Below are 23,961 nucleotides of genomic sequence, written 5' to 3' on the forward strand. Positions count from 1 at the left end.
TTCGGCCGACGTCACGGCGTGGATCCTCGGGTCAAGCCCGAGGACGACGAAGGATCATAGCCTTACCTTCCCAGCCATTGCTGCAAACAAGTCTTGGCCACCACATGCGCCGGTGGCACGGCGTCGGCGGCCGGGCGGCGGGCACGTTCGAGCAGCAGGCGAACCTGTTCGGGGCGCACGCGGTCACGCTCCATGACGAGGAGGACCATCGGATCGCTCAAAAGCTCGTCCAGGGTGCTGATTCTGTCGCTCATCGGTCGTCTCCTCGATACCGGCCCGCAGACGATAGATAGGCAGCCAATCATGGCCCGCCAATGACGCTTTGCCGGCTATGTCGTGGTTTCGGGATTAATTTCCGGTAAGGCCGGCGTCAGTTCGGAGGCGGCGCGCCTTCATGGTGCGGCAGGCCGTCATCGAGCTGCAGCCAGGGCTGCTTCGAGGCGGTCCACATATGCATTTCCGGCTTGAACAGCGAGGGATCGTCGAGCGAGCCGGTGGTGATGCCGACGATGCCGGCGGAGTCGCGTCGGGAAAACAGCGTGGTGCCGCAAGCGGCGCAAAAGCCGCGCTTGAGGTCCGGAGAGGTGTTGACCGTCGCCACCTCTCCCTCGACGGTGACATCGTCGATGCGAAACAAAAGGCGGGCGTTGAAGGCCGCGCCTATGACCTTCTGGCAGCGCCGGCAATGGCAGACGCGCTGGTTGAGCGGCGCCGCCTCGGTGCCGTAGCGCACTGCCCCGCAATGGCATCCGCCCTGGTATTTCGTCATCATTCGAACCCATCGCACTGAATGTCTCTTGAAGATATCGACAGGTACCTTTCGGTCAATTGAAAAGCCGTGATGGCGCCATCGATTGCGCCGATAGGACCAATCGCTGCGCCAAGGCTCCGTAGCTTCGCAGGCACAAAAAAGCCGACCGCCTCTTCGAGACGGCCGGCATGTATCTCAGGCAAGCTATTTCGTTTCGCTGAGGACTTCGTCCCAGGTCTTCACCTTGGTTTCGCCATTGAGGAAGGGCAGTGCCGCGGCCGTCAGCTCCGGTGCGAAGAAGACGTCGTAGTGGGTGCGGTTGGGAATGATGGCCAGCCGGTTCTGCGACAGGTTCTCACGCATCCAGCCGGCATCCTTCAGCCCGCCGCCGAGCATCTGGTAGAACTTGATCTCGTGCTCGGGCTTGTACATGTCGCTGTCGCCATAGGCCAGCATAACTGGCATCTTCAGCTTCGCCACATCGGCGGAATAGTCGTAATCCTTGCGCATGAAATTGCCCAGCGCATCGAGCAGTTTAGGGAAATCGTCGGGACGTGGGGCGACGGCGACGTAAGATTTGTACATCGGCGTGTCCTTCATGAAATCGGCGGCGGCCGCGCTCACCTGCGCCTGCTGGCCGCGCATCTCGTCATAGAAGCCATTGGCGGCGAAGCCGGTCGAGACCAGGACCAGACGTCTCACCGTCTCGGGATGCTGGACGGCCATGCGGAAGGCGACGCCGCCGCCCAGCGAATAGCCAAGCACGTCGACCTTGTCATAGCCGAGCGCCTTGACGATACCAGCCATGTCGTCGCCCATCCCCTCCAGGCTGAAGGGTCGCTCGCCGAGCGCGGTGCGGCCATGGCCCTGCAGGTCGACGGCAATGATGGTGCGGTTTTCCGCCAGTCTAGGCAGCAACGGCGCGAACATGTCGGACGTGCCAAGGCCGCCATGCAGCAGAAGCAGCGGTTCGCCCTTGCCGTAGACGGCATAGTAGTAATTCAGGCCGTCGATCGGCAGCAGGCCGGACTTTTCCGGCTTCGGCATGGCTGTTGCTTCGGTGGTCATGGCGGGCTTGGTCTCCTCTGCATTGGCTGGGCCGGGCGCTGCAAACAAGGCAGCGACCGAGGCAAGAATGGCGAAATAGATTCGTCTGGACATGTCGGTCTCCTTGGGTTCCCCCCAAGGACGAGCGAGCACGCCGCGTGCCGACATGCCCTGCGAAAAAATCCGCGGAAGAATGATCGGTTTGGCTGTTGTCGATCGGGTCGCGCGCCTCAGTGGCGCTTGGCCTGCACCAGATAGGCGTCGATCTCGGTCTCGCCGAGCCATTTGGCGGCTTCCAGCCGGTGCAGGCCCTCGACCAGGATGTGGCGCTTGCCGTCATTGCGAACCTGGATCGGCGTCTTCATGCCGTTTTCCAGTATGTCTTCGGCCAGGTGCCGGACCGTTTCGGGATGCAGCGTCTTCTTGCGCGCCGTCGGCACGTAGATGTCGTCGACCTTGACCTTCTGCACTCTCAGCATGCCGGCTCCCGAGGCGGAAAATGCCGCCTCGCCTGAGATAGTCGGTTTGCCGGGTGCGGCCAAGAGCGGCCAAGCAATTGTGTCGTATGCAATTGCTGGCCCGATCGTTTCCATTTGACGCTTGGCCGGCAGATGGCCGAAATGGCGGCCTGTCACTTTTCCGGTGTTCATGACCCATCTGCCAACCGAATTTCCCGATTTCGGACTGACGCCCGAGCAGCGCCGCGAGGCAGTGCGCGGCCATTACTATGAATGGCCGGGAATGGACGGCGAGCGGGGCGAGATCTGGTGTTATTCCAACCGATTTTCCTACCGCGCCGGCGAGACCGTGACGCTGCATGTCAGCTCGACGGCGCCGCGCTTCAGCATTGTCATTGTCCGCGACGGCGGCATCGAGACAAAGGTCTTCGAGCAAACGGGGCTTTCGGCGCGCTGGCCGGATACGCCCGACCAGTGCTCGGTCGAAGGCTGCGGCTGGGAGGCGTCTTTCGAATTTCGCATCGGCAACGATTGGCCATCCGGCGCCTATCGGCTGACGCTGACGGCGGACGGGCGCGACGGCAAAGCTATCCTTTGCCACCACCTCATCATCGTCGCGCTCCTGCCCGGCAGCAAACCCGGTCGCGTGCTGCAGGTGGCGGCGACCGGCACCTGGCTGTCCTACAACACATGGGGCGGCTCCAACGCCTATCAGGGCATCACCGGCCCGGGCCGCGACCAGTATGCGCGCATGGTGTCGACGCAGCGGCCTTGGTGCCGTGGCTTCGTGGTGTTGCCCAAGGACGCGCCGCGCGTGCCGCTGGAGGTTGCCGTGCCGCCGAAAACAGTGCCGCGCTATCCGCATATGGAATGGGCGTACGCCACGGGACATTCGAAGAAATACACCTCCTCCGGCTGGGCGAGCTATGACAGCCACTTCTTCCGCTTTGCCGAGCGCGCCGGCTATGGCGTCGATCTCGCCAGCCAGCACGATTTGCACTTCTCGCCCGAAATCCTCGATGGTTATGACTGTGTGGTCTTCGTCGGCCATGACGAGTACTGGACCTGGGAGATGCGGGACGCCGTCGACAGCTACGTCGAGCGCGGCGGCCATGCGGCGCGCTTTGCCGGCAATTTCATGTGGCAGACAAGGCTCGAGGACGAAGGCCGCCGGCAGGTCTGTTACAAATACCGCGCGCGGGCCGAAGACCCGGCCTATGGCGGCGACGTCACCCGCGCCACCAACTCCTGGGAAGCGCCGGAGATCGGCCGTCCCGGCGCTCTGACCTTCGGCCTTAACGCAACGAGGGGCGTCTATGCCGGCTGGGGCGGCTGCGCGCCGCGCGGCGTGCGCGGCTTTCCGGTCTATCGGCCCGAGCATTGGGCCTTTGCCGGCACCGGAATCTATTATGGCGACCTGCTTGGTGCCGACAGTCATGTCTATGGCTATGAGGTCGACGGGCTCGATTTCGAGATCCGCGGCGGCCTGCCCTATCCGACACCGGACAGCGGTGCGCCTGACGGGCTGCAGGTGCTGGCCGTCGGCATGGCGAGCCAGGTCGAGGAAAGCGCCGATATCCCGATCGAGGACCAGTTTCTCACCGACGAGGATGGCCGCTTTACGGCCGAAACGCTGTTTGGCGAGGCGACCGACGCCAATCTGGAAAAGGTCAAACGCGGCAACGGCATGATCGTCAATTTCCCGCGCGGCAAGGGCGAGGTTTTCCACGCCGGAAGCTGCGAATGGGTCGCCGGCCTGCTCAGGCAGGACCCGATGGTCGAGCGCGTGACCAGGAATGTAATCGATCGCTACCTCGGAAAGTCCTGACATGCAGAAGCCCTCATCAACTGGTTCAGAAACGCGCGCGCCCTCGCACCTGTTCTACCTCTCCAGCCTGCGCCGGCCGCTGATCGACCGCGCCGAAGGCATTTATATGTGGACGCAGGACGGCCGCCGCTTCATCGACGGATCGAGCGGGCCGATGGTCGCCAATATCGGCCATTCCAACCGCAACGTGCTCGACGCCATGAAGCGGCAGATGGACCGCGCCACCTTCGCCTACCGGCTGCATTTCGAGAACGAACCGGCGGAAGAACTGGCGCGGGAACTCGCCGGCAAACTGCCGGAGGGCATGGACCGAATCTTCTTCGTCTCCGGCGGTTCGGAGGCGACGGAATCCTGCATCAAGCTGGCGCGGCAATGGGCGGTCGCGACCGGCCAGCCGAAGCGCTGGAAGGTTATCACGCGTTTTCCCTCCTATCATGGCGGCACGCTGGGTTCGCTTTCGATAACCGGCGACGATGCGCTGGCCGAAACGTTCACACCGATGATGCGGGTGATGCCGACCGTGCCGGCGCCGACGGCATGGCGCGACCGCGACAATCTTTCGATGGAGCAGCGCGGCGTCCGCTATGCCGACATGCTGGAGGAGAAGATCCAGGCCGAGGGTCCGGACAGCGTGCTCGCCTTCATCATGGAGCCGATCGGCGGTGCGGCGACTTCGGCCCTCGTCGCACCGGACAGCTATTATCCGCGTATAGGCGAGATCTGCGACCGCTACGGCATCCTGCTCATCCATGATGAAGTGATGAGCGGCGCCGGCCGCACCGGAAAATTCCTTGGCGGCGACCATTGGAACTGCAAGCCCGACATCGTCGCGCTGTCGAAGGGGCTTGGCTCCGGCTATGCGCCGCTCGGCGCGCTGGCCGCCCCGATGCGGCTGGTCGAGCCGCTGCTGGCGTCGGGCGGCTTCCAGCATGGCCACACCTATGCTGGCAATCCGCTCGCCTGCGCGGCCGGGCTCGCCGTGCTCGGCGAGATGGACCGCCTCGACCTGATCGCCAATGCCGCCGCGATGGGCGACGTGCTGATGGACGGGCTGAAAGGGCTGGCGAAGCGTTTTCCGTTCATCGCCGATGTCCGAGGCAAAGGCCTGCTCACCGGCGCCGAGATGGTTGCCGATCCCGAAACTCTACGGCCGATCGAACAGGGCAAGAAAGCCACGCAGCGCCTGCTCGACCTCGCCTACGAGCGCGGGCTGATCATCTACGGCCGCAGGGTCAAGGGCGGTGTCGACGGCGACAATTTCATGGTGGCGCCGCCGATGATCGTCACGGCTGAAGAGGTCGGCGAGATCATTTCCATCATCGGCGATTCGCTGGAAGTTCTGGCCGCCGAACTCGACCTGCCGGTCGAAGGCTGAGGGCTAAAGAATGGCGCCGAGGAAAGTCATCATCACCTGCGCGGTCACTGGCTCGGTGCACACCCCGTCCATGTCGCCCTATCTGCCGGTGACGCCGGACCAGATCGCGACCGACGCCATCGCGGCGGCCGAGGCTGGCGCCTCAATCCTGCATCTCCACGCCCGCGATCCCAAAGACGGCCGGCCGACCGCCGATCCTGAGGTGTTCATGCAGTTCCTGCCGCGCATCAAGCAAGCGACCGATGCGGTGATCAACATCACCACCGGCGGTTCGTCGCTGATGACGCTCGACCAGCGGCTGGCGGCACCACTGCGGGCCGAGCCGGAAATGTGCTCGCTCAACATGGGCTCGATGAATTTCGCGCTGTTCCCGATGCTCGACAAGCCAAGGGAGTGGCAGCACGAGTGGGAACCAAAGCTGCTCGAAGCCACGCGCGACACCATCTTCAAGAACACCTTTGCCGATATGGAAGGCGTGCTCGAAAAGCTCGGCAAGGGCTGCGGCACGCGCTTTGAGTTCGAATGCTACGATGTCGGCCATCTCTATTCGCTGGCGCATTTTCGCGACCGCGGGCTGGTGTCGGGGCCGCTGTTCATCCAGTTCGTGCTCGGCATTCTCGGCGGCATCGGCGCCGATCCCGACAATCTTATCCATATGAAGCGCATCGCCGACAAGCTGTTCGGCGACAGCTACCAGTTCTCGGTGCTCGCCGCCGGCCGCCATCAGATGCCCCTGATCTCGATCGCGGCGGCGATGGGCGGCAATGTCCGCGTCGGGCTGGAGGACAGTCTCTACGATGGACGGCAATTGGCGAAATCCAATGCCGATCAGGTGCGCAGGATACGCGCCATTCTCGACGGGTTGTCGCTGGAAGTCGCAACGCCGACCGAGGCGCGCGAGATGCTGGCGCTGAAGGGTGGCGATAGGGTGGCGTTTTGAGATGATTGATCTGCGATGATGGCGTTCTGGCACACCCCCCTCTGGCCTGCCGGCCATCTCCCCCTCAAGGGGGGAGATCGGATGTCACTGCGGCCTTCGCCAATCTCAATCGTTGCAAAATGGATGGCAGCGCCAAAGCTGCCAATCTCCCCCCTTGAGGGTGAGATGTCCGGCAGGACAGAGGGGGGTGCCTGGGCGCCTTGCCTATCGTGAGTACAGTCACCCTCCGCCCCGGCACCATCGACGACGTCGACACCATCCATGCCGCGCTGCTCAAGCTCGGCACCCATATCGGCGCGCATCAGGAGATCACGTCCACTGCCGACGATCTCCGCCGCTACGGCTTTGGCGACAAACCGGCCTTCTCCACCCTGATCGCCGAGATCGGCGGCGATTTTGCGGGGCTCTGCCTGCATTTCCCGATCTTCTCGACATGGATGGGGCGGCCCGGCGTCTATATCCAGGACCTCTATGTCGAGGACCGGTTTCGCGGCCGCAAGATCGGCGAAAGACTGCTGCGCCGGGTCGCGCTCGACTGCCGCAAGGACGGCGGCGCCTATCTCAGGCTGTCCGTCGATACCGACAATGACGGCGCCAAGGCTTTTTATGAGCGGCTGGGTATCGCCTGGTCGTGCTACGAGCAGACGCAGAAGATCGTCGGTGATGCCTTTTTCGCCTTTGCCGATGCAGCGCAGAATGGGGACGCGGAATGAAAGCCTTCTTTGCCGAGGAGCAGAAACGCCACGACCCGAAGGCCTTTCTGTCGAGCGGCGCCCCGAAGCCCAATCCCGAACAGCCGGAGCGGGTAGAGCGATTGTTAGCCGGCGCAAAGTCCGCCGGATTGACGATCGAGCGGCCCAGGGATCATGGCCCAGGCCCGGTGGCGGCCGTGCATACGCCGGAGTATCTCGCCTTCCTCGAACACATTTTTGCGCGCTGGCAGCGCATCGAGGGCGCATCCGCCGAAGTCATCCCCAACATCCATCCACTGGCCCGCACAGGGTCCTATCCGGCCTCGGCGGTCGGCCAGGCCGGCTACCACATGGCCGACACCGCTTGCCCGATCTCCGCCGAAACCTGGCACAGCGCGCTGTGGAGCGCCTGGAGTGCAGTCGAGGCAGCCGAAGCGGTGATATCGGGCGCGCCTGCCGCTTATGCGCTCAGCCGGCCGCCCGGCCACCACGCCTTTGCCGATGTCGCTGGCGGCTTTTGCTTCATCAACAATTCGGCGGTCGCAGCCCAGGTGTTGCGCAAGCAGGCGGGGCGGGTGGTGATCCTCGATGTCGACCTGCATCACGGCAATGGCACGCAAGGCATCTTTTATACGCGTTCCGACGTCCTGACGGTGTCGCTGCACGCCGATCCGGTGCGCTTCTATCCGTTCTTCTGGGGCCATGCCGATGAGCGCGGCGAAGGTCCGGGCCTCGGCTATAATTTCAACCTGCCATTGCCGCGCAAATCAGCCGACGCGGCGTTTCTGGAGGCCCTCGAAGTGGCGTTCCAGCGTATCCGCGCCTTTTCGCCGGACGCGCTGGTCGTGGCGCTCGGTCTCGATGCGTTCGAGGGCGATCCGTTCGGCGGGCTTTCGGTGACCACGCCCGGTTTCTCGCGGATCGGCGAGGCAATTGCCAAGCTTGGCCTGCCGACGGTTATCGTCCAGGAAGGCGGCTATCTCTGCGACGCGCTCGGCGACAATCTCACGGCGTTCCTCACCGGTTTCGGCGGCAAACAGCGATAGCGGACTAGCGCTGCTGCCTCAGCATGGCGATCACCCGGTGCACGCTTTCCAACGTCTCGTCGATCTCTGCCGCCGTGTTGTAGTGCGCAATACCGATGCGCACGACTCCCTGCTCGGCCGGAATGCCGAGATGGTGGACGATCTCCCAGGCGTAGTTGTGACCCGACCATAGAAAAATGTTCTCGGCATTCATCTGCCGCACGATCGTCTCTGGCACGATGCCGTCGACGGTGAAGGACACGGTCGGCACGCGCTCAATGACACGCTTCTGATCGGTGATGCCGCGGATGGTCAGGCCCTCGATGGCGGACAGCCCATCGATCAGCCTCAGCACCAGCGGGTTTTCGTAGGCGATCGACACTTCGTATGCCTTTGCGATCTTTTGCCTTCGCGAACCGCCCTCGCCGGCCGCAGCACCGAGTTCGGCGAAGTAATCGACCGCTGCGGTAAGTCCGGCCATCAGTTCGATCTGCGGCGTGCCGAGTTCGAAGCGCTCCGGCAGGCCATTGGACGAGCAACGGCATTTGTAGGGTTTCAGCGCATCGATGATGTCGCGGCGGCCCCAAAGAATGCCCATGTGCGGGCCGAAGAACTTGTAGGCAGAGCAAACCAGGAAGTCGCAGCCGAGGTCTTGCACGTCGACCAGCCCGTGCGGCGCGAACTGGACGGCATCGACATAGACCAGCGCGCCGGCCTGTTTGGCTATTCGCGTCAACGCCTTGACCCGGTTGATCGAGCCGGTCAGGTTCGACGCATAATTCAGCGCCACGAGCCGCGTCTTGCCGGTGACCAGAGCGCCGAGCGCCGCCTCCTCGACCTGCCAGCTCTTTTCGTGGAAGGGCAGCAAGCGCACGACGAGGCCAAGATCTTCGGCCAGCTGCAGCCAGGGCGAGACGTTGCCCTCATGATCCATGCGGGTGACGATGATCTCGTCGCCCGGCTTGAAGCCGCGGCCGAGCGTGCGCGACATGTGATAGGTCAGCGTCGTCATGTTGGCGCCGATGATTATTTCCTCCGCGCTCGCTGCACCCAGGAAATCGGCCATCGCCGCATGGGCGTCGTCGAACACCTTTTGCGCGGCACGCGTGGTTTCGAAATAGCCGCCGAGATTGGCGTTGGTGGTGAGGAGGCAGCGCGCCACCGCGTCGGCAACCGCTTGCGGCACCTGGGTGCCGGCCGGATTGTCGAGATAGATGCGCCGGCGGCCCTTGTCGGTCAGGTCCAGCGCCGGAAATTTTCCCCTGACGGTCTCGATCGGAAAATCCATGGCTGTCCCCTTCCCCTTGTCTTTGCTCGGCAATCCCGGCCAAACGGTCTGCTTATGGGGCACGGATTGCCGACGCGCTGGTGGATCGCATCCACGCCCTTCTGCATCTCGTCGGTCCAGGTCACGTCGGCTGACGACAGCGCCATCTCAAGCTGGGCAATCGTCGTCGCGCCGATGATGCTGGAGGTGACGAACGGCCGGCTGGCGACATAGGCGTTGGCAAACAGCGCAGGTTCAAGGCCGAAGGAGCGCGCCAGTTCGTTGTATGCCAGCTGCGCTTCCGCGGAATTCGGCGTCTCGTAGCGCTGGCCGCGGTTGAACAGCTGCGAGCGCGAGCCTTGCGGTCGCGCGCCATGGTCGTATTTGCCGGTGAGATAGCCTTGCGCCAGCGGCGAATAGGCGAGAAAGCCAACCTCTTCGCGGTCGCAGACTTCGGCGAGGTTCACCTCAAAGGTGCGGTTGACCAGATTGTAGGCGTTCTGCAGCGAAACGATGCGCGGGCCGACGCCCTTGTCGGCCTCGGCAATGAAGCGCATGACGCCCCAGGAGTTCTCGTTCGACAGGCCGAGATGGCGGATCTTTCCCGCCTTCACCAGCTCCTCGAAGACGGCGAGTGTCTCGGCGATCGGCGTCTCGCCGGCCGGCGCGCCAACGGCGTCGGCACGGCGCGGCACAGCACCCACGCGGGTCGGATTGGCGCCCCAGGGAATGTCACGTTCCGGCCAATGGATCTGATAGAGATCAAGATAGTCGGTGCCGAGCTTGGCCAGCGATTTGTCGATGGCGTCAAAGATGTCGGCGCGCACCAGCTTCGACGGCCGGTCGCCACGAAACCAGCGGTTGGCGGTGCGGCCGACCACTTTCGAGGCCAGGATGACCTTGTCGCGATTGCCCTTGGCCTTCATCCAGCTGCCGATGAACTTCTCCGTCCGCCCCTGCGTCTCCTCCTTGGGCGGTATCGGGTAGAGCTCGGCCGTGTCGATGAAATTGACCCCGCGCGCAAAGGCCAGATCCATCTGCGCATGGCCATCGGCCTCGGTGTTCTGCTGGCCCCAGGTCATCGACCCCAGGCAGATCTGGGTAACAAGAAGATCGGTCCGACCGAGACGGCGTTTGTGCATGGGGTTTCTCCGGCGGGAGGTTTGCGCGGCTACGCGGGAAGGAAGCCGCATGTATAGGGAAAGCGGCGCCGCTCTCCAACCCTCAGGGAACCCGACTTTTGCGTGAACCCTGGAAAAGTCAGCGCCGGACGCCGGCCAGCGCGCGCCGCTTGGCCTCATCGATCAGCATGTTGGCCACCTGCATGCGGATCATGGCGCGCTGGCGCAGATGCGGCGCGACGCGGTCGGGGTGGTTGGCGAAGGCGAAGCTGCGGCGCATGCGGCCGAGATCGGCGTTCTTGACTGGATGATCGAGGCCGAGCTCGACGGCGATCGCGTCAGGGTCGATCGGCGGCAGCTTTTCCTCGGGCTTTGCCTCCTCGCCGGCGAGCGCCAGCTTGGCATGATCGAGAAGGGCGGCAAATTCTGCGGCCAGATCGGCTCCCGCCTCGCGGTATTCGGCGGCGAATGTTTCGCCCGAGACCTTGATGCGGCCGGAATGAAGCTCGTCGGCCACGGAGAGATAGTCGAACGGGATCGACGGCCGCGCGCCGGTCTCCTCGCCCGCCTCGTCCTTGTCGGAGGCAACGAACAGATCGTCGAGCAAGGAAGCGAAATCCCGCTTGGCGCCGATGTCAGCCTCCCCCTCGTTTAAGCGTGCGAACAGAGCCGGTCGCAGCATAGAACCGGCTCGTTAAAAATGAATGCCGCTGATCTTAACCAGTTTAGGCGTTTGCGAGGCTTGCGCGGGCCCGGTTGGCGATGTGCAAGACCCAACAAAAAGCCGGACTGCATTTGCATGCAGTCCGGAAATTCGCCAGGAGTGGCGAGGAAAAGCCGGCCATGTGCCAGCGTCTATGCATACGGTGGGGATGCGCCACAAGTTTCAGCGCACGCGGCAATTGTGCCGAAAAAAATTCGCTTGGCATGGCTGCCATGCAAATGCTGCACTGCACAATCTTCACAATTTTCCTATATTCGGCGCCGTGGAGGATCAACAAGGGGCCGAATCATGGGGTTCTTCACTGAAATGTTTGCCCGTCCGCGTCCGCAGGAGCATCAGCGTTATCGTTCCGCCCTGGCACTGCTGCACTCGATGAGCAATGCCGACCGCGCCGACATCGGCGTCAAGCCGGCCGATTTCCCACGCATCGCGCGCGAAATGTCACTGCGTTGAGTAAGCCTTGGCGCTGAACCAGCGTCATACGAAGTTTCCCGGCAGCGGCCGGGAAACCTCGCAACGCGCAATTCGTCAACGATTACCGAGATAGGCGCCCTTGGTCAGCGGCACGCCATTGTGGCGCAGGATGTCGTAGGCGGTGGTCACGTGGAAATAGAAGTTGGGCATGGCGACATGCAGCAGATACTGCATGCCGGGCATCGAGGCTTCGCGCTGGCCAAACTTCAGTTCGACCACCCTTTCATCCGAACCATCGAATTCGGCGGCCGAGAATGACGCCAGCAGATCGAGCGTCTTGGTCAGGCGCGCCTGAAGCTCGGCGAAGGTCGCTTCATTGTCTTCGTATTTCGGCACCTCGCGACGGGCCAGCCGTGATGGCGCGCCCTTGGCGTGGTCGGTGGCGACCTGCACCTGCCTGACCAGCGCGTACATGTCGGGCGCCAACCTCGCGGTCAAAAACACCTGCGGGTCGATCTTGCGCTCGGTTGCATTCTGTTCGGCCGCCGACAGCACGCCGGACAGCGCCTTCAGCCTGGCCGAAAACACCGGCACCGAGGCTTCATACATCGATAGTGTCACGTTCAAATCTCCATTGCGGCTGAAGCGCCGACGGCGGGACGTAGCGCCTTCCCGGAGGATTTTTCAAGCGTCACCACGTCGCCGCAATCGATGTGATAGAATCCTGTCGTGGTGGAGATCCCCGATGAGACTTGTCTTTCTGGCAGCGACCGCTTTTTTCTCCCTTGCTGTATCCAGCCAAGCTTTGTTGGCCGATGATGACCCGGCGACCGATGACCAGGCACCTTATGTCGACGACAGGTCGGATGCCGCAGCGGTGGTCCGTTCGCTCTACAGTGCCATCAACCGGCACGAATTCGCCCGCGCCTGGGCTTACTACGGCGATACCAAGCCGGCAAAGGATTTCGACACTTTCGTCAAGGGCTATGACGGCACCGACAAGGTCGACGTTGAAACCGGCGCCATTTCCGATGAAGGTGCCGCCGGCAGCATCTATTACAGCGTCCCGGTGGCCATCCGCGCCACCGACAAGGACGGCAAGGAAGCAGTCTTCGCCGGCTGCTACACGCTGCGCCAGGTCAGCGCTCAGATCCAGGCCCCGCCGTTCCGACCGATCTTTATCGACAAGGGCGCGCTGAAGCCATCCAAGGCCGATTTCGAGGGGGCGCTGCCGCCAAGCTGTGGTGACGGGCCGCCGCCGCCGAAGAAGGACACCGCACTCGAGCACGTGAAGAAACTGTTCGCCGCTGATTATGGCGATCAGTGTGACAAGCAATTTCTCGGCGAGGAGCCGAACATCTTTTCGATCAAATACAAGGCAAAGGACGCGGCTGCCAGCGATCCCGACAAGGAAACGCGGCTTTTCGAGTTCTACTGCCAAGCGGCAGCCTATAACGCAAGTTCGGTCTACTACATGACCGACGAAGTATCGGGCGTGCGGCAGTTGCAGTTCACCGAGCCCGAAATGGATATCCGTTACGAGAACAATGACAGCGACGGCAAACTGCTGGGCATGGATATCATCGGCTTCCGCACATCCGGCTGGGCGGCCAATTCCGAATATGACGAAGACGCCAAGACGCTGACCACGTTCAACAAATGGCGCGGCATCGGCGACGCCTCGGACAAGGGGATATACCTGTTCCGTAACGGCGATTTTTCCCTCGTCCAATATGATGTGGACGCGTCTTACGATGGCGAGGAGAACCCGCAGACGGTGGTCGACTACAACACCGCGCCGTAGGGATCTTATCAGGAACCGCCGCGCTCAAGCAGTCCTTCACATTCGCCTTCTCGTTTCAGGCCGGGAACGCATCGGCCGGAAGAAGGCGCGAATGTCCTCGACCAGAAGACTCGGTTCCTCCAGCGCAGCGAAATGGCCCCCTCGCGGCATCGATGTCCATCGCTGAACGTCAAAGACCCGCGCCACCCAGGATCGAGGCGGCATCGGCAACTCGCGAGGGAAAAGCGCTACCCCAAATGGCGGCGAAACGCGTTCCAGCGTCTCGAACGCAAGAGGGAACAGTCGATTCTCCTTGTAGAGCCGCAAGGACGAGGTGAGCGCGTTGCTGAACCAATAGAGAGAAACATCCGTAAGGAGCGTGTCCATGCCGAAGGTGCGCTCCACGTCACCGTCGCAATCGCTCCAGCTACGGAACTTCTCGATCATCCAGGCTGCGAGACCGATCGGCGAGTCTGTCAGAGCATAAGCAAGCGTCTGAGGCTTCGTGCCCTGCAGATGGGCATAGGCGCCCTCCGTTGCCGTCCAGGCCGCGGCCTTTTCCAGAAAGGCCTGCTCCTCAACGGTGACAGGTGGCAGACCTGCACCCAAGGGTGGCCGATAGCTCCCGGGAATGTAATTGACGTGGACGCCAAGCACGCTTTCGGAATGGAGCCGTGCCATCCAGGCGGAAACGCCCGCGCCGATGTCGCCTCCTTGGGAAGCGAAGCGGTCGTAGCCGAGCCCGCGCATCAACTGTACCCATAACTCCGCGATGCGGCCGGAATGGAAGCCTGGTTCCGTCGGCGCCTGGGAAAAGCCGTATCCGGGCAAGGAGGGAACTACCACGTGGAAAGCGTCGGCCGGGTCACCACCATGGGCAGCTGGGTCTGCCAGCAATGGAATGACGTGTTCCATTTCGATGAACGAGCCGGGCCAGCCATGCGTTATGATCAGCGGCAGCGGCGCCGGTCCGTTGCCTGGCTGGTGGACAAAGTGGACATCTAGGTTGTTCAGCCTCGTCAGATATTGCGGCAGCCGGTTCAGCCGCTCCTCTTGCACTCTCCAGTCGAAGCGGTCTCGCCAGTAATCCGCAAGGCGTTTGATGAACGGCAGCTCGGCCCCATCGCTCCAGCCCGCTTCGCTTAGCGGAATTGGCCATCGTGTTGCGCTAAGCCGGCGCTGGAGATCTTCAAGTTGTTCGTTCGGAATTTGGATCTTGAAGGGGTGAGCGTCCATCGCTGTGCTTCCGATCTGTTGGATCATATCAGCCTACACCAGTAAGAGGATATCGGCCGAACCACGATCACCAAAACCAACGGGCACCTCTGGGCGATATGCCTCAAGGCGCCTTCGACAGCATCCAGTTCAGCGTTTGGCGCCAGTCCACCATGCGGATCGGCGTGCCGTGGGTGCCGGTCTCGAACCGGACGAACCGGGTCGGATAGGGATAGGCTTTGGAACTCGCAATGATGGAACGGAAGAAGGCTTCCTGCTTCTCCACGGGAAAGACCGGGTCCTTGCTGCCCTGGCCGAAGAACACCGGCACGTGACGCCTGTAAGCCGGGCTCGACAGGAAACTGTCATCCCATAGCGAGCCGAGCAGCAGCAGCCCGTTGATGCGCCGTCCCGTATCGCTGCGGCCGGCCAGCTTCCAGCACAGCGCGCCGCCCATCGAGCCACAGGCGACGAAGATTTTCGCGTCCGGCGAGGCCTCGGCATAATGGCCGATCAGCGCCGCGACCTGGGCCGCGCCCTTGTCGCCGAAATCGGTGAAATCGGGTGAGAGATAGAGGCCGCCATTGCCGGCCATCAGGTTCTTGATTCGGTTGAAGTTGCCGCCGAAGGTGAAGTCGTCGACGCCCTGCTTGCGGCTGCCGCCCTGCCCGTGCAGGTAAAGCACGATGATGCCGGCGCCCTCGGTCTTGCCGACAGCGACATGCCTGACATCGCCGGCATCGGTTTTCAGCAGCAGGTCCTGCTGCACCTTGCGCACGCCGACATCGACATACTTAGCCTGCACCCGGCGCTCCGGCACCTGGTCGCGGGCGTTGATGTCGCGCAGCTCCTGGTAGTCGATGATCGTGTAGGCGCCTTTGTCCGTGGACGAGAGCGTCGCCGGATAGGCGAAGAGATCGTCCTTGTAGGGTTTTAGCTCGAGCGCGTCGGCTGGGGCGGCTGAGAACAGGAAAAGGAGTGAAACCAGAAGGGTATGGAGCGCGGCCGCCCCCCTCTGGCCTGCCGGCCATCTCCCCCTCAAGGGGGGAGATTGGATATCACGCCGCCTTCCGCCAATCTTCAAAGCTGCAGGATAGACGCCGCCATCGAGGCTGCTGATCTCCCCCCTTGAGGGGGAGATGGCCGGCAGGCCAGAGGGGGGTAGAAGCGCTGAGGCAAGTAAAGAGAGAGCCATGCTAAAGGCATGCGTTTTTCGGCTTCGCTTTGTCAATCCTGCAGCACGCCGCCGGCGTCTTCCAGCGCCTCGCGGGTGTCGACATCGATCGACGCGCTGTCGCCGATCTCGACGTCGATGACATCCAGTCCCTCGGCCTCGACCAGATGGCGGGCGCCGGTGTCGCCCTCGAGGTGGGCGATGCCTCCAAACAGCGCGCGTGGCAGCAGCACCGGATTGCCGCGGCGGCCGTCATGGGCGGCACGCACCACTGAGCGGCCGCCGTCCCTACGGAAGGCCTCGATCAGCCTGTCGAGATCGGCCGATGAGATACCCGGCATGTCGCCGAGGACGATCATGGCGCCGGCCGCCTCGGCTCCAACGCGGGCAATGCCGGCTTTTAGAGACGAGGACAGGCCGTCGGCAAAATCCGGGTTGTCGGCAAAGATCACGTCGAGGCCCGAGAGCGCGGCGTGCACCCGCTCGCGCTGATGGCCGGTGACGACAACGGTGCTGGTTGCCTTCGAGGCCAGTGCGCGCTCGACTGTCCGGCGCACCAGCGGCTTGCCGTCGAACAGCGCCAGAAGCTTGTTCGGCCCGCCCATGCGGCTGGAGCGACCGGCGGCCAGAAGCACGATCTCGACCTTCAGCCCGGCTCTCGCCGGCAGCGGCTCGCGCGGCTGCGGCCTGGTCGGGATTTCCATCAAGAGGCCGCCAACGCCCATGCCGGCAATGTCCTTGGCGGTGACGTCGAGACCGGCGATGAGCCTGTCGAGCACCCAATCGAAACCGTTCTCCTTGGGGCTGCGGGCGCAACCGGGCGCGCCGATGACGCGCTTGCCATCGAGCGTGCCCAGCACCAGCAGATTGCCGGGATCGACGGGCATGCCCGCGCGGATCACCGTGCCACCTGCTGCCTCGATCGCCGCCGGAACGACATCGTTGAAATCGCTCATCGCCGAGGCGCCGAAGATCACCACCATGTCGTTGTCGCGCGCCAGCGCGGCCGCTGCCTCGGCTACAGGCGCGATCTCGTGCGGCGTGCGGCGCTCCGTCGTCAGCCGGCCGCCGGAGCGTGCCAGCCGGGCCTCGGTGACGCGCAGCGTTTTGTCGAGCACGCTGGGCTTGATGCCGGGCAGCATCGTCTGAATGACGCCGATGCGCACCGGATGGTAGGCGTTGACGGCGAAGATCTCGCCGCCGGCGCAGATCTTCGTCACCTTGTCGACCAGAGCCGTGGCAACAGCGAACGGGATGATCTTGACCGTCGCCACCATTTGCCCCGTCTCGACAGGTGCGTGCTGCGCTAGCGTGGCGATGGTGATGGTCGGGTCGACGGCATTGATGGCGTCGATCATCGTGGCATCGACGGTGAAGAGACCGGCGGCCTTGGCATGGAGGTTGACGCGGCCGGTCGCGGCGGGTTTTGCCTCGATGTTGCGATGGGCCATGCTTCCGGCGATCTTTTCGGCCGCCGCATCTTCGCTGAGATCATCGGCGGCAAGCACCGCCGCGACGATCTCGGTAATGCCGGCTGCTTTCAGAGCCGCCACGTCCTGTGCGCTCAGCGTGTGCGCCTTGCGGAAACGCCGCTCACCCGCCGTGGTGGCATGCGCGAGCACCGCGCCTTCGGCCTGGTCGATCGGAACCGGGCCGAATCTCACGCTGCGGCGCCTTTCGCTTCCAGCCCTCGCGAGCGAAAGGCATGGATCGTCTGAGCCAGGACGGCGACGGCGATCTCGGCCGGGCTCGCCGCACCGATATCGAGACCGATCGGCGCGTGGATGCGGGCGATCTGGTCGGCGCTGGCGCCCAGCGCCAGCAAACGCTCGACGCGCTTGGCGTGGGTCTTGCGGCTGCCGAGCGCCCCGACATAGAAGCAATTGGCGTCCAGCGCCGCCTTCAGCGCGAAATCGTCGATCTTGGGATCATGGGTGACGGCGGCAAGCGCGGTGTAGCTGTCGAGCGGCTGGCGCTTCAGCACATCCTCCGGCCATTCGGCATGGAGTGCTACATCGGGAAAACGGTCCGGAGTGGCGAAGGCGGTGCGCGGATCGATGATCTCTAGGGGATAGCCGGCGATCCTGGCCATCGGCGCCAGCGCCTGGCTGATATGGACGGCGCCGATCACCACCAGGCGCGGTTGCGGCAGGTGCGCGTTGAGGAAGAAGGTGCGCCCTTCAGCCTCGACCGAACCCGAATTGCCGGTGCGGAAAGCCTTGGCGATCGCTTGCCCGAGATCGCCGGCAACCTGGTCGCCTTCTCGCACGATGCGGTCGCGGCCGTCGCCGAGATCGGTCACCAGGATCGCCGCACGGCGGGCACGGCGTTCGTCATTGAGGGCTTTGAGAGCGTAGGGATCCATGCCTAACCGAGCCGCTCCACATAGACCTTGATGCGGCCGCCGCAGGATAGGCCGACCTGCCAGGCGGTCTCGTCGGCAACGCCGAACTCCAGCATTTTGGCCTTGCCGCTGTCGATGACGTCGATCGCCTCGCTTACCACGGCGCCCTCGACGCAGCCGCCCGAGACCGAGCCGTGGAAATTGCCTTCGGCGTCGATGACCAGATGACTGCCGACCGGCCTCGGCGCCGAACCCCAGGTCTCGACCACAGTGGCGATGGCGACATCCTTGCCGTCCTTCATCCAGCCCTCCGCGATGATCAAGGGGTCGCGGGCCTCATCGAGATAGATGCTGTTGTCCATGATCGCTTGCCTCAAAGTCTGTTTTTCTCTGGGAGCCTGTTTTTCGGAATCCAATATGGCTATGCGGCGCGCCTGACACCAGCGTCCAGCCAGCGACGCGGATCGACCGAAGCGGCCGATTTCTTGTCCAGCGAGGCGCAGAGGTCGGCCAGCGCATCGAGATTGTGTACCGAGCGGAACTCGTCGACATGAGGCAGCATCGCTCTGACGCCGCGGGCCCGCGCCTCGAAGCCGCCAAAGCGCAGAAGCGGGTTGAGCCAGATCAGCCGCCGGCAGGATTTGTGCAGGCGATCCATCTCCTCCGACAGGCCGGAAACATCGTCGCGCTCCAAACCGTCGGTGATCAAAAGCACCACCGCGCCCTGCCCGAGCACGCGGCGTGACCAGTGCTTGTTGAACTCCGCCAGCGTATCGCCGATGCGGGTGCCGCCCGACCAGTCCTTCACCGCCGCCGAGCAGTCGGCAAGGGCGGCATCGGGGTCGCGATGGCGCATCTGCCGCGTGAGATTGGTCAGTCGCGTGCCGAAGACGAAGGTGTGCACGCGCCGCCGTTTTTCGGTCAGCGCATGCAGAAAGTGCAGGAAGATGCGCGTGTACTGGCTCATCGAACCGGAGATATCGGCGAGAACCACCAGCGGCGGATGCACTTCGCGGGCTGAGCGGAATTTCGGCAGGATCAGTTCGCCGCCGGTGCGCGCGGCCGAGCGCATCATGGCGCGTGGATCGATACGGCGGCCATGCAGGTCTGCCTTGAAGCGTCGGGTACGGACCATGTCGAACGGCAGCCGCAGCCGGGCAATCGCCTTCTTGGCGTCTGCCATCTCGTCGGCATTCATCTGGGCAAAGTCCTTGCCGCGCAGCACTTCATTCCCGGAGAAGGTTAGCCGGGCGTCGACTTCGATCTCCGGGATTTCCCTGACCGGCCGATTCTTCTCGTGGCCTTCGAACATGGCCTGGCTGACGCGGTTTTCTGCCGCGCGCGGCTTTTGCTTCTCCCTGGTGTCGGGCGCCACCGGCGAGAACATCACCAGAAGTTTCTCGATCAGCTCGCGCGATTTCCAGAACAGCCGGAAGGCTTCGTCGAAAACAGGGTGATCCTCGTGCCGCGACACCAGCACGGCATGCAGCGTCCAGTAGAAATCGTCGCGCGAACCGATGCCGGCTGCCAGCACCGCCTCGATCCCATCCTTGACCGAAGCCGGCCCGACCCGCATGCCGGATTTGCGCAAGGTGCGGGCGAAATAGACGATGTTGTCGGCGATGCGCCCGTCTTCCGTCGCCTCTCTGGGTTCGGTCTCTTTGGGGTAAGCACCCGGCGCCTTCACTGCCCTACTCCGCCGCCGCCAGTTCGGCCTTGACCTCATCGAGGATGCGCCGGCCCTCGCCCGCGCCGATGCGGGCAATGTCGTCCTGGTATTTCAGCAAAACGCCGATCGTGTCGGAGACGGTTTCGGGATCGAGCGCCACCTTGTCGAGTTCGGTCAGCGCGCCGGCCCAGTCGATGGTCTCGGCAACGCCCGGCGCCTTGAATAGCTCGACCCGGCGCAGCTTCTGGATGAACGACACCACTTCGGCCGAAAGCCGGCTGTTGGCCTGCGGCACCTTGCGCCGCACGATCTCCAGCTCGCGCTCGGCATTGGGATAATCGACCCAGTGATAGAGGCAGCGCCGCTTCAGCGCGTCGTGGATTTCGCGGGTGCGGTTGGTGGTGATGATGACGATCGGCGGCTCCTCCGCCTTGATCGTGCCAAGCTCGGGCACCGTCACCTGGAAATCGGACAGGATTTCGAGCAGGAACGCCTCGAAGGCTTCGTCGGTGCGGTCGAGCTCGTCGATCAGGAACACCGGGGCCGCACCCGCCTTGCCGGTCAGCGCATCGAGCACCGGCCGGCGGATCAGGTATTTTTCGGAAAAGACATTGCGCTCCATGTCGGAGCGGTCGACCGAGCCTGCCGCCTCCTCCATGCGGATCTCTATCATCTGCGCGGCGTAATTCCACTCATAGACAGCGGACGAGACGTCGAGCCCTTCATAGCATTGCAGGCGGATCAGCCGGCGGCCGAGTGCCTGCGCCAGCACCTTGGCGATCTCGGTCTTGCCGACGCCGGCCTCCCCTTCAAGGAACAGCGGCCGCTGCATGCGCAGCGACAGGAACAGCACCGTTGCGAGCGAGCGGTCCGCGACATAGTCCGCGCCGGTCAGGAGATCGAGCGTTTCGTCGATCGTCCGCGGCGCGGGGCGCGGTTTCAGCTCGGTCATTCTTTCTCCGTTGCCGCCTCTGCTCCGCTCTGCAGCACGTGGTAGTCGCGGGCGTGGTAGATCAGCGGCCGCAAATTATCGCCCATGCGCAGGCCTGTCACCTTGCCAAAAAGCACACGATGGGTGGCGAGATCCTTGGTGTCGATCAATTCGCAGTCGAAAACCGCAAGAGCGCCCTTCAGGGTAGGCGCGCCCGTCGTTATGACATCCCACTCGCCAAGCGCGAAACGCTCATCGGCCGACAGCCCGGTCAGGCCTGAAAACGCCACCGATAGGGGCTGCTGGTGCGAAGCCAGCGTGTTCAGCGCAAACCGGCCGTTTTGCATGAACAGCTCGTTCTTGGCATTCTCGCGGTTGAGACAGACGAGAACCGTCGGCGGCGTGTCCGACACCGAACAGGCGGCAATCACCGTCGTGCCGCGTTTGCCGGCGGCCCCTTCGGTGGTCACCACATGGACATGGCCGGCAAAATGCGCCATCGCGTCGCGATAGGCCTGGGGCCCTATGTCGTTCAACTTCAACACCGATGATTTTCCATAAGCGGGAATCCAAGCGTTATATATGGCGGCACACAATAGGCCACAAGCGAAGTGCTTGACGCCAATCCGCAAATTCCCGTGTTGCGCCTGGGGCGGGCAGCCTTTAGGTCTTGGCGGAAGAGACGCTGGAAGCATGCGACCGGCACGGAGGAATTCGTCGTCAGAATGCGACCCCTAACAGCTGTAATAGCGGCACTGCTCTGGCTGCTGCCGGCAAGCGCCGGCGCGCAGACTTTGCTTGTCGGCGTCGCCGCACCCCTGTCCGGTCCGTCGGCGATCCTGGGCAAGCAGATTGAGGCGGGTGCTGCCCTGGCAGCAGAAGCCAACGGCGCCGAGATCAGGACGGTCGACGATGCCTGCACAGCCGATGGCGGCGCCGCCGCCGCGAGGGAGTTCGCGGCGGCGAAGGTCAAGGTCGTCGTCGGCTTCCTCTGCACCGAGGCGATCCAGGCGGCGCTGCCGATCCTCAAGGACGCTGACATACCGGTCATCACCGTTGGCGTGCGCACCGAAAGCCTGACCGATCGCCGCGCCAAAACCGGCTGGCCGGTCTACCGGCTGGGGCCACGCGGCGACGACGAGCGCAATGCGGTGGCCGGCATCCTGACCCGGCTGTGGCAGAGCGAATTGTTCGCCATCGTCGATGACGGCACCATCTATGGCCGCGAAATCACCGAGACGCTGCGCGCAGCGGCCGAACAGGCGGCGCTGAAGCCGGTCTTCACAGATACGTTCCGGCCGCAGCTCGACAACCAGATCGGGCTGATCGGCCGGCTGAAGAAGGCGGGCGCGACGCATGTCTTTGCCGGTGGCGACGGCGACGACATCGCCATTATGGGCCGCGACGCCGGCCAGCTCGAGGCCGGCATTGTCTTTGCCGGCGGCGAGAATTTGCGCACGCCACCCGGCGATGTGCCTTACGCCGTCGGCACGCTGATGATCGCGCCGCCGGAATGGGCCGATGTCGCCGATCCCAAGGTGCTGGCGGCGTTTACGGCCAAGAACATCGCGCCGGATGGCTATGCCTTGCCGGCCTACGCGGCGGTGGAGATTGCCAAGGCGGCCTCGGCCGCGCCCCAGACCTCGGGCAAGGGGCTGGCCGACGCGCTAACCGGGCATGATTTCAACACCGCGATCGGGCCGCTGCGGTTCGACGACAAAGGCGATCTGAGCCAAAACCTCTATCGCGCCTTCCGCTTCGACGGGACGCGTTTCGTGCCGGCGGAGACGAACTGATGTTTCGCACCGGGCCGCGCAATCTGATCACCGATGTCGCCGGCTTGCGCGTCGGCAACGCGTCGGATGCCACGCTGAAATCGGGCGTCACCACCGTATTGTGCGACGAACCGGCGGTCGGTGGCGTGCAGATCCTCGGCGGCGCGCCGGGCACGCGCGAGACCGATTTGCTCGAACCGCACAATTCCATCGAGGCGGTTCATGCCGTCGTGCTTTCGGGCGGTTCGGCCTTCGGCCTCGACGCCGCGTCGGGCGTGCAGGCGGCGTTGCGTGAAAAAGGCATTGGCGTCGATGTCGGCGGCTTTCGGGTGCCGATCGTGCCGGCGGCGATCCTGTTTGACCTGCGCAATGGCGGCGACAAGGATTGGGGCCGTTATCCTCCCTACCGCGACCTCGGCTACGAAGCCGCCCAGGCGGCAACAGTCGACTTTCCGCTCGGCACAATCGGCGCCGGCACCGGCGCGCTAAGCTCCGGGCTGAAGGGCGGCCTCGGCTCGGCCTCGACCGCGCTCGACAGCGGCATCACCATCGGCGCGCTCGCCGCCGCCAACCCGACCGGCTCGGTGACGATTGCGCGTACACGCTATTTCTGGGCGGCACCCTTCGAGATCGGCGATGAGTTCGGAGGCCTCGGCTATCCCTCGCCGATGCCGGACGACGCCAGGCGGATCCTGTTGAAATACCGCGACAAGCGTGTCGGTGGACAAGCCGAGGCCGGTGGCAACACCACCATCGCCGTCATCGCCACCGATGCCGTGCTGACCAAGGCGGCAGCCAAGCGGCTGGCCATTTCAGCGCATGACGGCTTCGTGCGCGCCATCTGGCCGGTGCACACGCCGGCCGACGGCGATCTGGTGTTCGCGCTGGCGACGGGGAAGAGCGGCATAGAACTCAGCGCCGACGATGCCGTCGATTTCTTTGCCACTGCCGGCGTCACCATGGCGCGCGCAATCAGCCGCGGCATCCATGCCGCGACGCCGGCCGAAGGCGACCTGTTTGCGGTGTGGTCGTCGCGCTGATTTTCAGTCAGGTCGGGTCGGACTCCTCTTCCTCGAAGCTGACCGCGACATCCGAATTTGCCGACAGCCAGACTTTCTGGCCCTCGACCTCGGCAAGCAGGCTCAAGGGAATGTAGTGGTGATGCCCCTGATGGGCGCCCTCGCCGCTGTCGGCCTTGGTCAACTTGATCCGCTCGCCATCGACCCTGTCGACGGTGCCGATGTGAACGCCGTCGGCGCCGACCACTTCCATATGCTCGCGAATCTTGCTGGCCTCAGTCATGGGGTGTTCTCCTTTTGAAAACGATCGACGATAACAAACAGAGGCGGAATTGGATGCATCGCCTTTCGAATAGCACGATGTTTTGACTGTCTCGTGATAGGGAACGATCGAACCACGGCAGGCGGA

The 23,961-nt window shown here is 63.7% G+C and carries 26 protein-coding genes; 9 read left to right on the plus strand and 17 right to left on the minus strand.

Features of this window, described 5'->3' with window-relative positions; all coding sequences use genetic code 11:
* Positions 1-62 precede the first annotated feature (62 nt).
* The 4 genes from NKJ58_RS03355 to NKJ58_RS03370 all read right to left on the minus strand — a co-directional run bounded on the left by NKJ58_RS03355 (position 63) and on the right by NKJ58_RS03370 (position 2,277).
* A complete protein-coding gene (locus tag NKJ58_RS03355) occupies positions 63-254 on the minus strand; it encodes a hypothetical protein (protein WP_023700831.1) in 192 nt (63 codons plus the stop codon).
* Between the two features lie 116 nt (positions 255-370).
* A complete protein-coding gene (locus tag NKJ58_RS03360; protein ID WP_023684918.1) occupies positions 371-769 on the minus strand; it encodes a GFA family protein in 399 nt (132 codons plus the stop codon).
* 186 nt (positions 770-955) lie between these two features.
* On the minus strand, positions 956-1,912 hold the full coding sequence (locus tag NKJ58_RS03365) for an alpha/beta fold hydrolase (protein WP_023834154.1): 957 nt from the start codon (positions 1,910-1,912) through the stop codon (positions 956-958).
* Between the two features lie 116 nt (positions 1,913-2,028).
* Entirely contained in the window at positions 2,029-2,277 is a 249-nt protein-coding gene (locus tag NKJ58_RS03370; protein ID WP_023694150.1) for a ParB N-terminal domain-containing protein, read from the minus strand.
* Positions 2,278-2,446: 169 nt separating this feature from the next.
* Here NKJ58_RS03370 and NKJ58_RS03375 point away from each other — a divergent pair, with 169 nt between their 5' ends.
* The 5 genes from NKJ58_RS03375 (at position 2,447) to NKJ58_RS03395 (ending at position 8,137) form a co-directional block, all read left to right on the plus strand.
* Positions 2,447-4,084, plus strand: coding sequence for a N,N-dimethylformamidase beta subunit family domain-containing protein (locus NKJ58_RS03375; protein WP_352852775.1), 1,638 nt, complete (start codon positions 2,447-2,449; stop codon positions 4,082-4,084).
* A 1-nt stretch (position 4,085) separates the two neighbouring features.
* Positions 4,086-5,459, plus strand: coding sequence for an aminotransferase family protein (locus tag NKJ58_RS03380; protein ID WP_023834156.1), 1,374 nt, complete (start codon positions 4,086-4,088; stop codon positions 5,457-5,459).
* A gap of 10 nt (positions 5,460-5,469) precedes the next feature.
* Positions 5,470-6,399 carry a 3,5-dioxohexanoate:acetyl-CoA acetone transferase gene (kce, locus tag NKJ58_RS03385; protein WP_023711469.1) on the plus strand — a complete coding sequence of 310 codons (930 nt, stop codon included), beginning with the start codon at positions 5,470-5,472 and terminating at the stop codon, positions 6,397-6,399.
* A gap of 209 nt (positions 6,400-6,608) precedes the next feature.
* Complete coding sequence (locus tag NKJ58_RS03390) at positions 6,609-7,112, plus strand: GNAT family N-acetyltransferase (protein WP_352518830.1); 504 nt, start codon at positions 6,609-6,611, stop codon at positions 7,110-7,112.
* Positions 7,109-8,137 (plus strand): histone deacetylase family protein, encoded by a 1,029-nt coding sequence (locus NKJ58_RS03395; RefSeq protein ID WP_352518831.1) that lies wholly within the window; start codon positions 7,109-7,111, stop codon positions 8,135-8,137. Before NKJ58_RS03390 ends, NKJ58_RS03395 begins: the two co-directional genes overlap by 4 nt.
* 4 nt (positions 8,138-8,141) lie before the next feature.
* On the opposite strand, the gene NKJ58_RS03400 is transcribed toward NKJ58_RS03395, so the two are convergent.
* The 3 genes from NKJ58_RS03400 to NKJ58_RS03410 all read right to left on the minus strand — a co-directional run bounded on the left by NKJ58_RS03400 (position 8,142) and on the right by NKJ58_RS03410 (position 11,186).
* Positions 8,142-9,404, minus strand: a complete 1,263-nt coding sequence (locus NKJ58_RS03400) for a cysteine desulfurase-like protein (RefSeq protein WP_352518832.1) — start codon at positions 9,402-9,404, stop codon at positions 8,142-8,144.
* Entirely contained in the window at positions 9,353-10,525 is a 1,173-nt protein-coding gene (locus NKJ58_RS03405) for an aldo/keto reductase (protein ID WP_352852776.1), read from the minus strand. Before NKJ58_RS03405 ends, NKJ58_RS03400 begins: the two co-directional genes overlap by 52 nt.
* Before the next feature lie 118 nt (positions 10,526-10,643).
* Entirely contained in the window at positions 10,644-11,186 is a 543-nt protein-coding gene (locus NKJ58_RS03410; RefSeq protein WP_352518834.1) for a hypothetical protein, read from the minus strand.
* Between the two features lie 330 nt (positions 11,187-11,516).
* On the opposite strand from NKJ58_RS03410, the gene NKJ58_RS03415 reads away from it, so the two are divergent.
* Entirely contained in the window at positions 11,517-11,681 is a 165-nt protein-coding gene (locus tag NKJ58_RS03415) for a hypothetical protein (RefSeq protein ID WP_023690170.1), read from the plus strand.
* A 75-nt stretch (positions 11,682-11,756) separates the two neighbouring features.
* Here the strand turns inward: NKJ58_RS03415 and NKJ58_RS03420 are convergent, their stop codons facing one another.
* The gene (locus NKJ58_RS03420; RefSeq protein ID WP_023669071.1) at positions 11,757-12,263 is read right to left on the minus strand and encodes a DUF1993 domain-containing protein; all 507 of its coding nucleotides are present in this window, start codon (positions 12,261-12,263) and stop codon (positions 11,757-11,759) included.
* 124 nt (positions 12,264-12,387) lie between these two features.
* Here NKJ58_RS03420 and NKJ58_RS03425 point away from each other — a divergent pair, with 124 nt between their 5' ends.
* Positions 12,388-13,446, plus strand: coding sequence for a DUF1176 domain-containing protein (locus NKJ58_RS03425; protein WP_023726913.1), 1,059 nt, complete (start codon positions 12,388-12,390; stop codon positions 13,444-13,446).
* 36 nt (positions 13,447-13,482) lie between these two features.
* Here NKJ58_RS03425 and NKJ58_RS03430 read toward each other — a convergent pair whose 3' ends face one another.
* The 8 genes from NKJ58_RS03430 to NKJ58_RS03465 all read right to left on the minus strand — a co-directional run bounded on the left by NKJ58_RS03430 (position 13,483) and on the right by NKJ58_RS03465 (position 21,303).
* A complete protein-coding gene (locus NKJ58_RS03430) occupies positions 13,483-14,688 on the minus strand; it encodes an epoxide hydrolase family protein (protein WP_245263863.1) in 1,206 nt (401 codons plus the stop codon).
* Positions 14,689-14,764: 76 nt separating this feature from the next.
* On the minus strand, positions 14,765-15,682 hold the full coding sequence (locus NKJ58_RS03435; protein ID WP_502902267.1) for an alpha/beta hydrolase family protein: 918 nt from the start codon (positions 15,680-15,682) through the stop codon (positions 14,765-14,767).
* A gap of 185 nt (positions 15,683-15,867) precedes the next feature.
* Entirely contained in the window at positions 15,868-17,478 is a 1,611-nt protein-coding gene (locus NKJ58_RS03440; protein WP_023806477.1) for an NTP transferase domain-containing protein, read from the minus strand.
* Positions 17,475-18,179: an XdhC family protein gene (locus tag NKJ58_RS03445; RefSeq protein ID WP_352518835.1), complete on the minus strand. Its 705-nt coding sequence runs from the start codon at positions 18,177-18,179 to the stop codon at positions 17,475-17,477. The genes NKJ58_RS03440 and NKJ58_RS03445 overlap by 4 nt, the downstream gene beginning before the upstream one ends.
* Before the next feature lie 2 nt (positions 18,180-18,181).
* Positions 18,182-18,520, minus strand: coding sequence for an XdhC family protein (locus NKJ58_RS03450; RefSeq protein ID WP_023734542.1), 339 nt, complete (start codon positions 18,518-18,520; stop codon positions 18,182-18,184).
* 59 nt (positions 18,521-18,579) lie between these two features.
* On the minus strand, positions 18,580-19,845 hold the full coding sequence (locus tag NKJ58_RS03455; protein ID WP_023806475.1) for a vWA domain-containing protein: 1,266 nt from the start codon (positions 19,843-19,845) through the stop codon (positions 18,580-18,582).
* A 4-nt stretch (positions 19,846-19,849) separates the two neighbouring features.
* The gene (locus NKJ58_RS03460) at positions 19,850-20,779 is read right to left on the minus strand and encodes an AAA family ATPase (protein WP_023700847.1); all 930 of its coding nucleotides are present in this window, start codon (positions 20,777-20,779) and stop codon (positions 19,850-19,852) included.
* A complete protein-coding gene (locus tag NKJ58_RS03465) occupies positions 20,776-21,303 on the minus strand; it encodes a flavin reductase (RefSeq protein ID WP_023806474.1) in 528 nt (175 codons plus the stop codon). Before NKJ58_RS03465 ends, NKJ58_RS03460 begins: the two co-directional genes overlap by 4 nt.
* Before the next feature lie 180 nt (positions 21,304-21,483).
* Here NKJ58_RS03465 and NKJ58_RS03470 point away from each other — a divergent pair, with 180 nt between their 5' ends.
* Both NKJ58_RS03470 and NKJ58_RS03475 read left to right on the plus strand, forming a co-directional pair.
* The gene (locus tag NKJ58_RS03470; protein ID WP_352518836.1) at positions 21,484-22,554 is read left to right on the plus strand and encodes a branched-chain amino acid ABC transporter substrate-binding protein; all 1,071 of its coding nucleotides are present in this window, start codon (positions 21,484-21,486) and stop codon (positions 22,552-22,554) included.
* Positions 22,554-23,573, plus strand: a complete 1,020-nt coding sequence (locus NKJ58_RS03475; protein WP_352852777.1) for a P1 family peptidase — start codon at positions 22,554-22,556, stop codon at positions 23,571-23,573. Before NKJ58_RS03470 ends, NKJ58_RS03475 begins: the two co-directional genes overlap by 1 nt.
* Before the next feature lie 7 nt (positions 23,574-23,580).
* On the opposite strand, the gene NKJ58_RS03480 is transcribed toward NKJ58_RS03475, so the two are convergent.
* A complete protein-coding gene (locus NKJ58_RS03480) occupies positions 23,581-23,835 on the minus strand; it encodes a DUF2171 domain-containing protein (protein ID WP_023669083.1) in 255 nt (84 codons plus the stop codon).
* Between the last annotated feature and the right edge of the window lie 126 nt (positions 23,836-23,961).

Source organism: Mesorhizobium sp. M0139, assembly GCF_040322455.1.
GTDB lineage: Bacteria > Pseudomonadota > Alphaproteobacteria > Rhizobiales > Rhizobiaceae > Mesorhizobium.

Excerpts from the sequence above, each read along its gene's own strand:
- NKJ58_RS03425 (WP_023726913.1), top strand. The coding sequence starts at position 12,388 with ATGAGACTTGTCTTTCTGGCAGCGACCGCTTTTTTCTCCCTTGCTGTA.
- NKJ58_RS03355 (WP_023700831.1), bottom strand. The coding sequence starts at position 254 with ATGAGCGACAGAATCAGCACCCTGGACGAGCTTTTGAGCGATCCGATG.
- NKJ58_RS03360 (WP_023684918.1), bottom strand. The coding sequence starts at position 769 with ATGACGAAATACCAGGGCGGATGCCATTGCGGGGCAGTGCGCTACGGC.
- NKJ58_RS03415 (WP_023690170.1), top strand. The coding sequence starts at position 11,517 with ATGGGGTTCTTCACTGAAATGTTTGCCCGTCCGCGTCCGCAGGAGCAT.
- NKJ58_RS03450 (WP_023734542.1), bottom strand. The coding sequence starts at position 18,520 with ATGGACAACAGCATCTATCTCGATGAGGCCCGCGACCCCTTGATCATC.
- NKJ58_RS03480 (WP_023669083.1), bottom strand. The coding sequence starts at position 23,835 with ATGACTGAGGCCAGCAAGATTCGCGAGCATATGGAAGTGGTCGGCGCC.
- NKJ58_RS03460 (WP_023700847.1), bottom strand. The coding sequence starts at position 20,779 with ATGACCGAGCTGAAACCGCGCCCCGCGCCGCGGACGATCGACGAAACG.
- NKJ58_RS03365 (WP_023834154.1), bottom strand. The coding sequence starts at position 1,912 with ATGTCCAGACGAATCTATTTCGCCATTCTTGCCTCGGTCGCTGCCTTG.
- NKJ58_RS03470 (WP_352518836.1), top strand. The coding sequence starts at position 21,484 with ATGCGACCCCTAACAGCTGTAATAGCGGCACTGCTCTGGCTGCTGCCG.
- NKJ58_RS03410 (WP_352518834.1), bottom strand. The coding sequence starts at position 11,186 with ATGCTGCGACCGGCTCTGTTCGCACGCTTAAACGAGGGGGAGGCTGAC.
- NKJ58_RS03405 (WP_352852776.1), bottom strand. The coding sequence starts at position 10,525 with ATGCACAAACGCCGTCTCGGTCGGACCGATCTTCTTGTTACCCAGATC.
- NKJ58_RS03430 (WP_245263863.1), bottom strand. The coding sequence starts at position 14,688 with ATGATCCAACAGATCGGAAGCACAGCGATGGACGCTCACCCCTTCAAG.
- NKJ58_RS03400 (WP_352518832.1), bottom strand. The coding sequence starts at position 9,404 with ATGGATTTTCCGATCGAGACCGTCAGGGGAAAATTTCCGGCGCTGGAC.
- NKJ58_RS03395 (WP_352518831.1), top strand. The coding sequence starts at position 7,109 with ATGAAAGCCTTCTTTGCCGAGGAGCAGAAACGCCACGACCCGAAGGCC.
- NKJ58_RS03380 (WP_023834156.1), top strand. The coding sequence starts at position 4,086 with ATGCAGAAGCCCTCATCAACTGGTTCAGAAACGCGCGCGCCCTCGCAC.
- NKJ58_RS03475 (WP_352852777.1), top strand. The coding sequence starts at position 22,554 with ATGTTTCGCACCGGGCCGCGCAATCTGATCACCGATGTCGCCGGCTTG.
- NKJ58_RS03375 (WP_352852775.1), top strand. The coding sequence starts at position 2,447 with ATGACCCATCTGCCAACCGAATTTCCCGATTTCGGACTGACGCCCGAG.
- NKJ58_RS03445 (WP_352518835.1), bottom strand. The coding sequence starts at position 18,179 with ATGGATCCCTACGCTCTCAAAGCCCTCAATGACGAACGCCGTGCCCGC.
- NKJ58_RS03370 (WP_023694150.1), bottom strand. The coding sequence starts at position 2,277 with ATGCTGAGAGTGCAGAAGGTCAAGGTCGACGACATCTACGTGCCGACG.
- kce (WP_023711469.1), top strand. The coding sequence starts at position 5,470 with ATGGCGCCGAGGAAAGTCATCATCACCTGCGCGGTCACTGGCTCGGTG.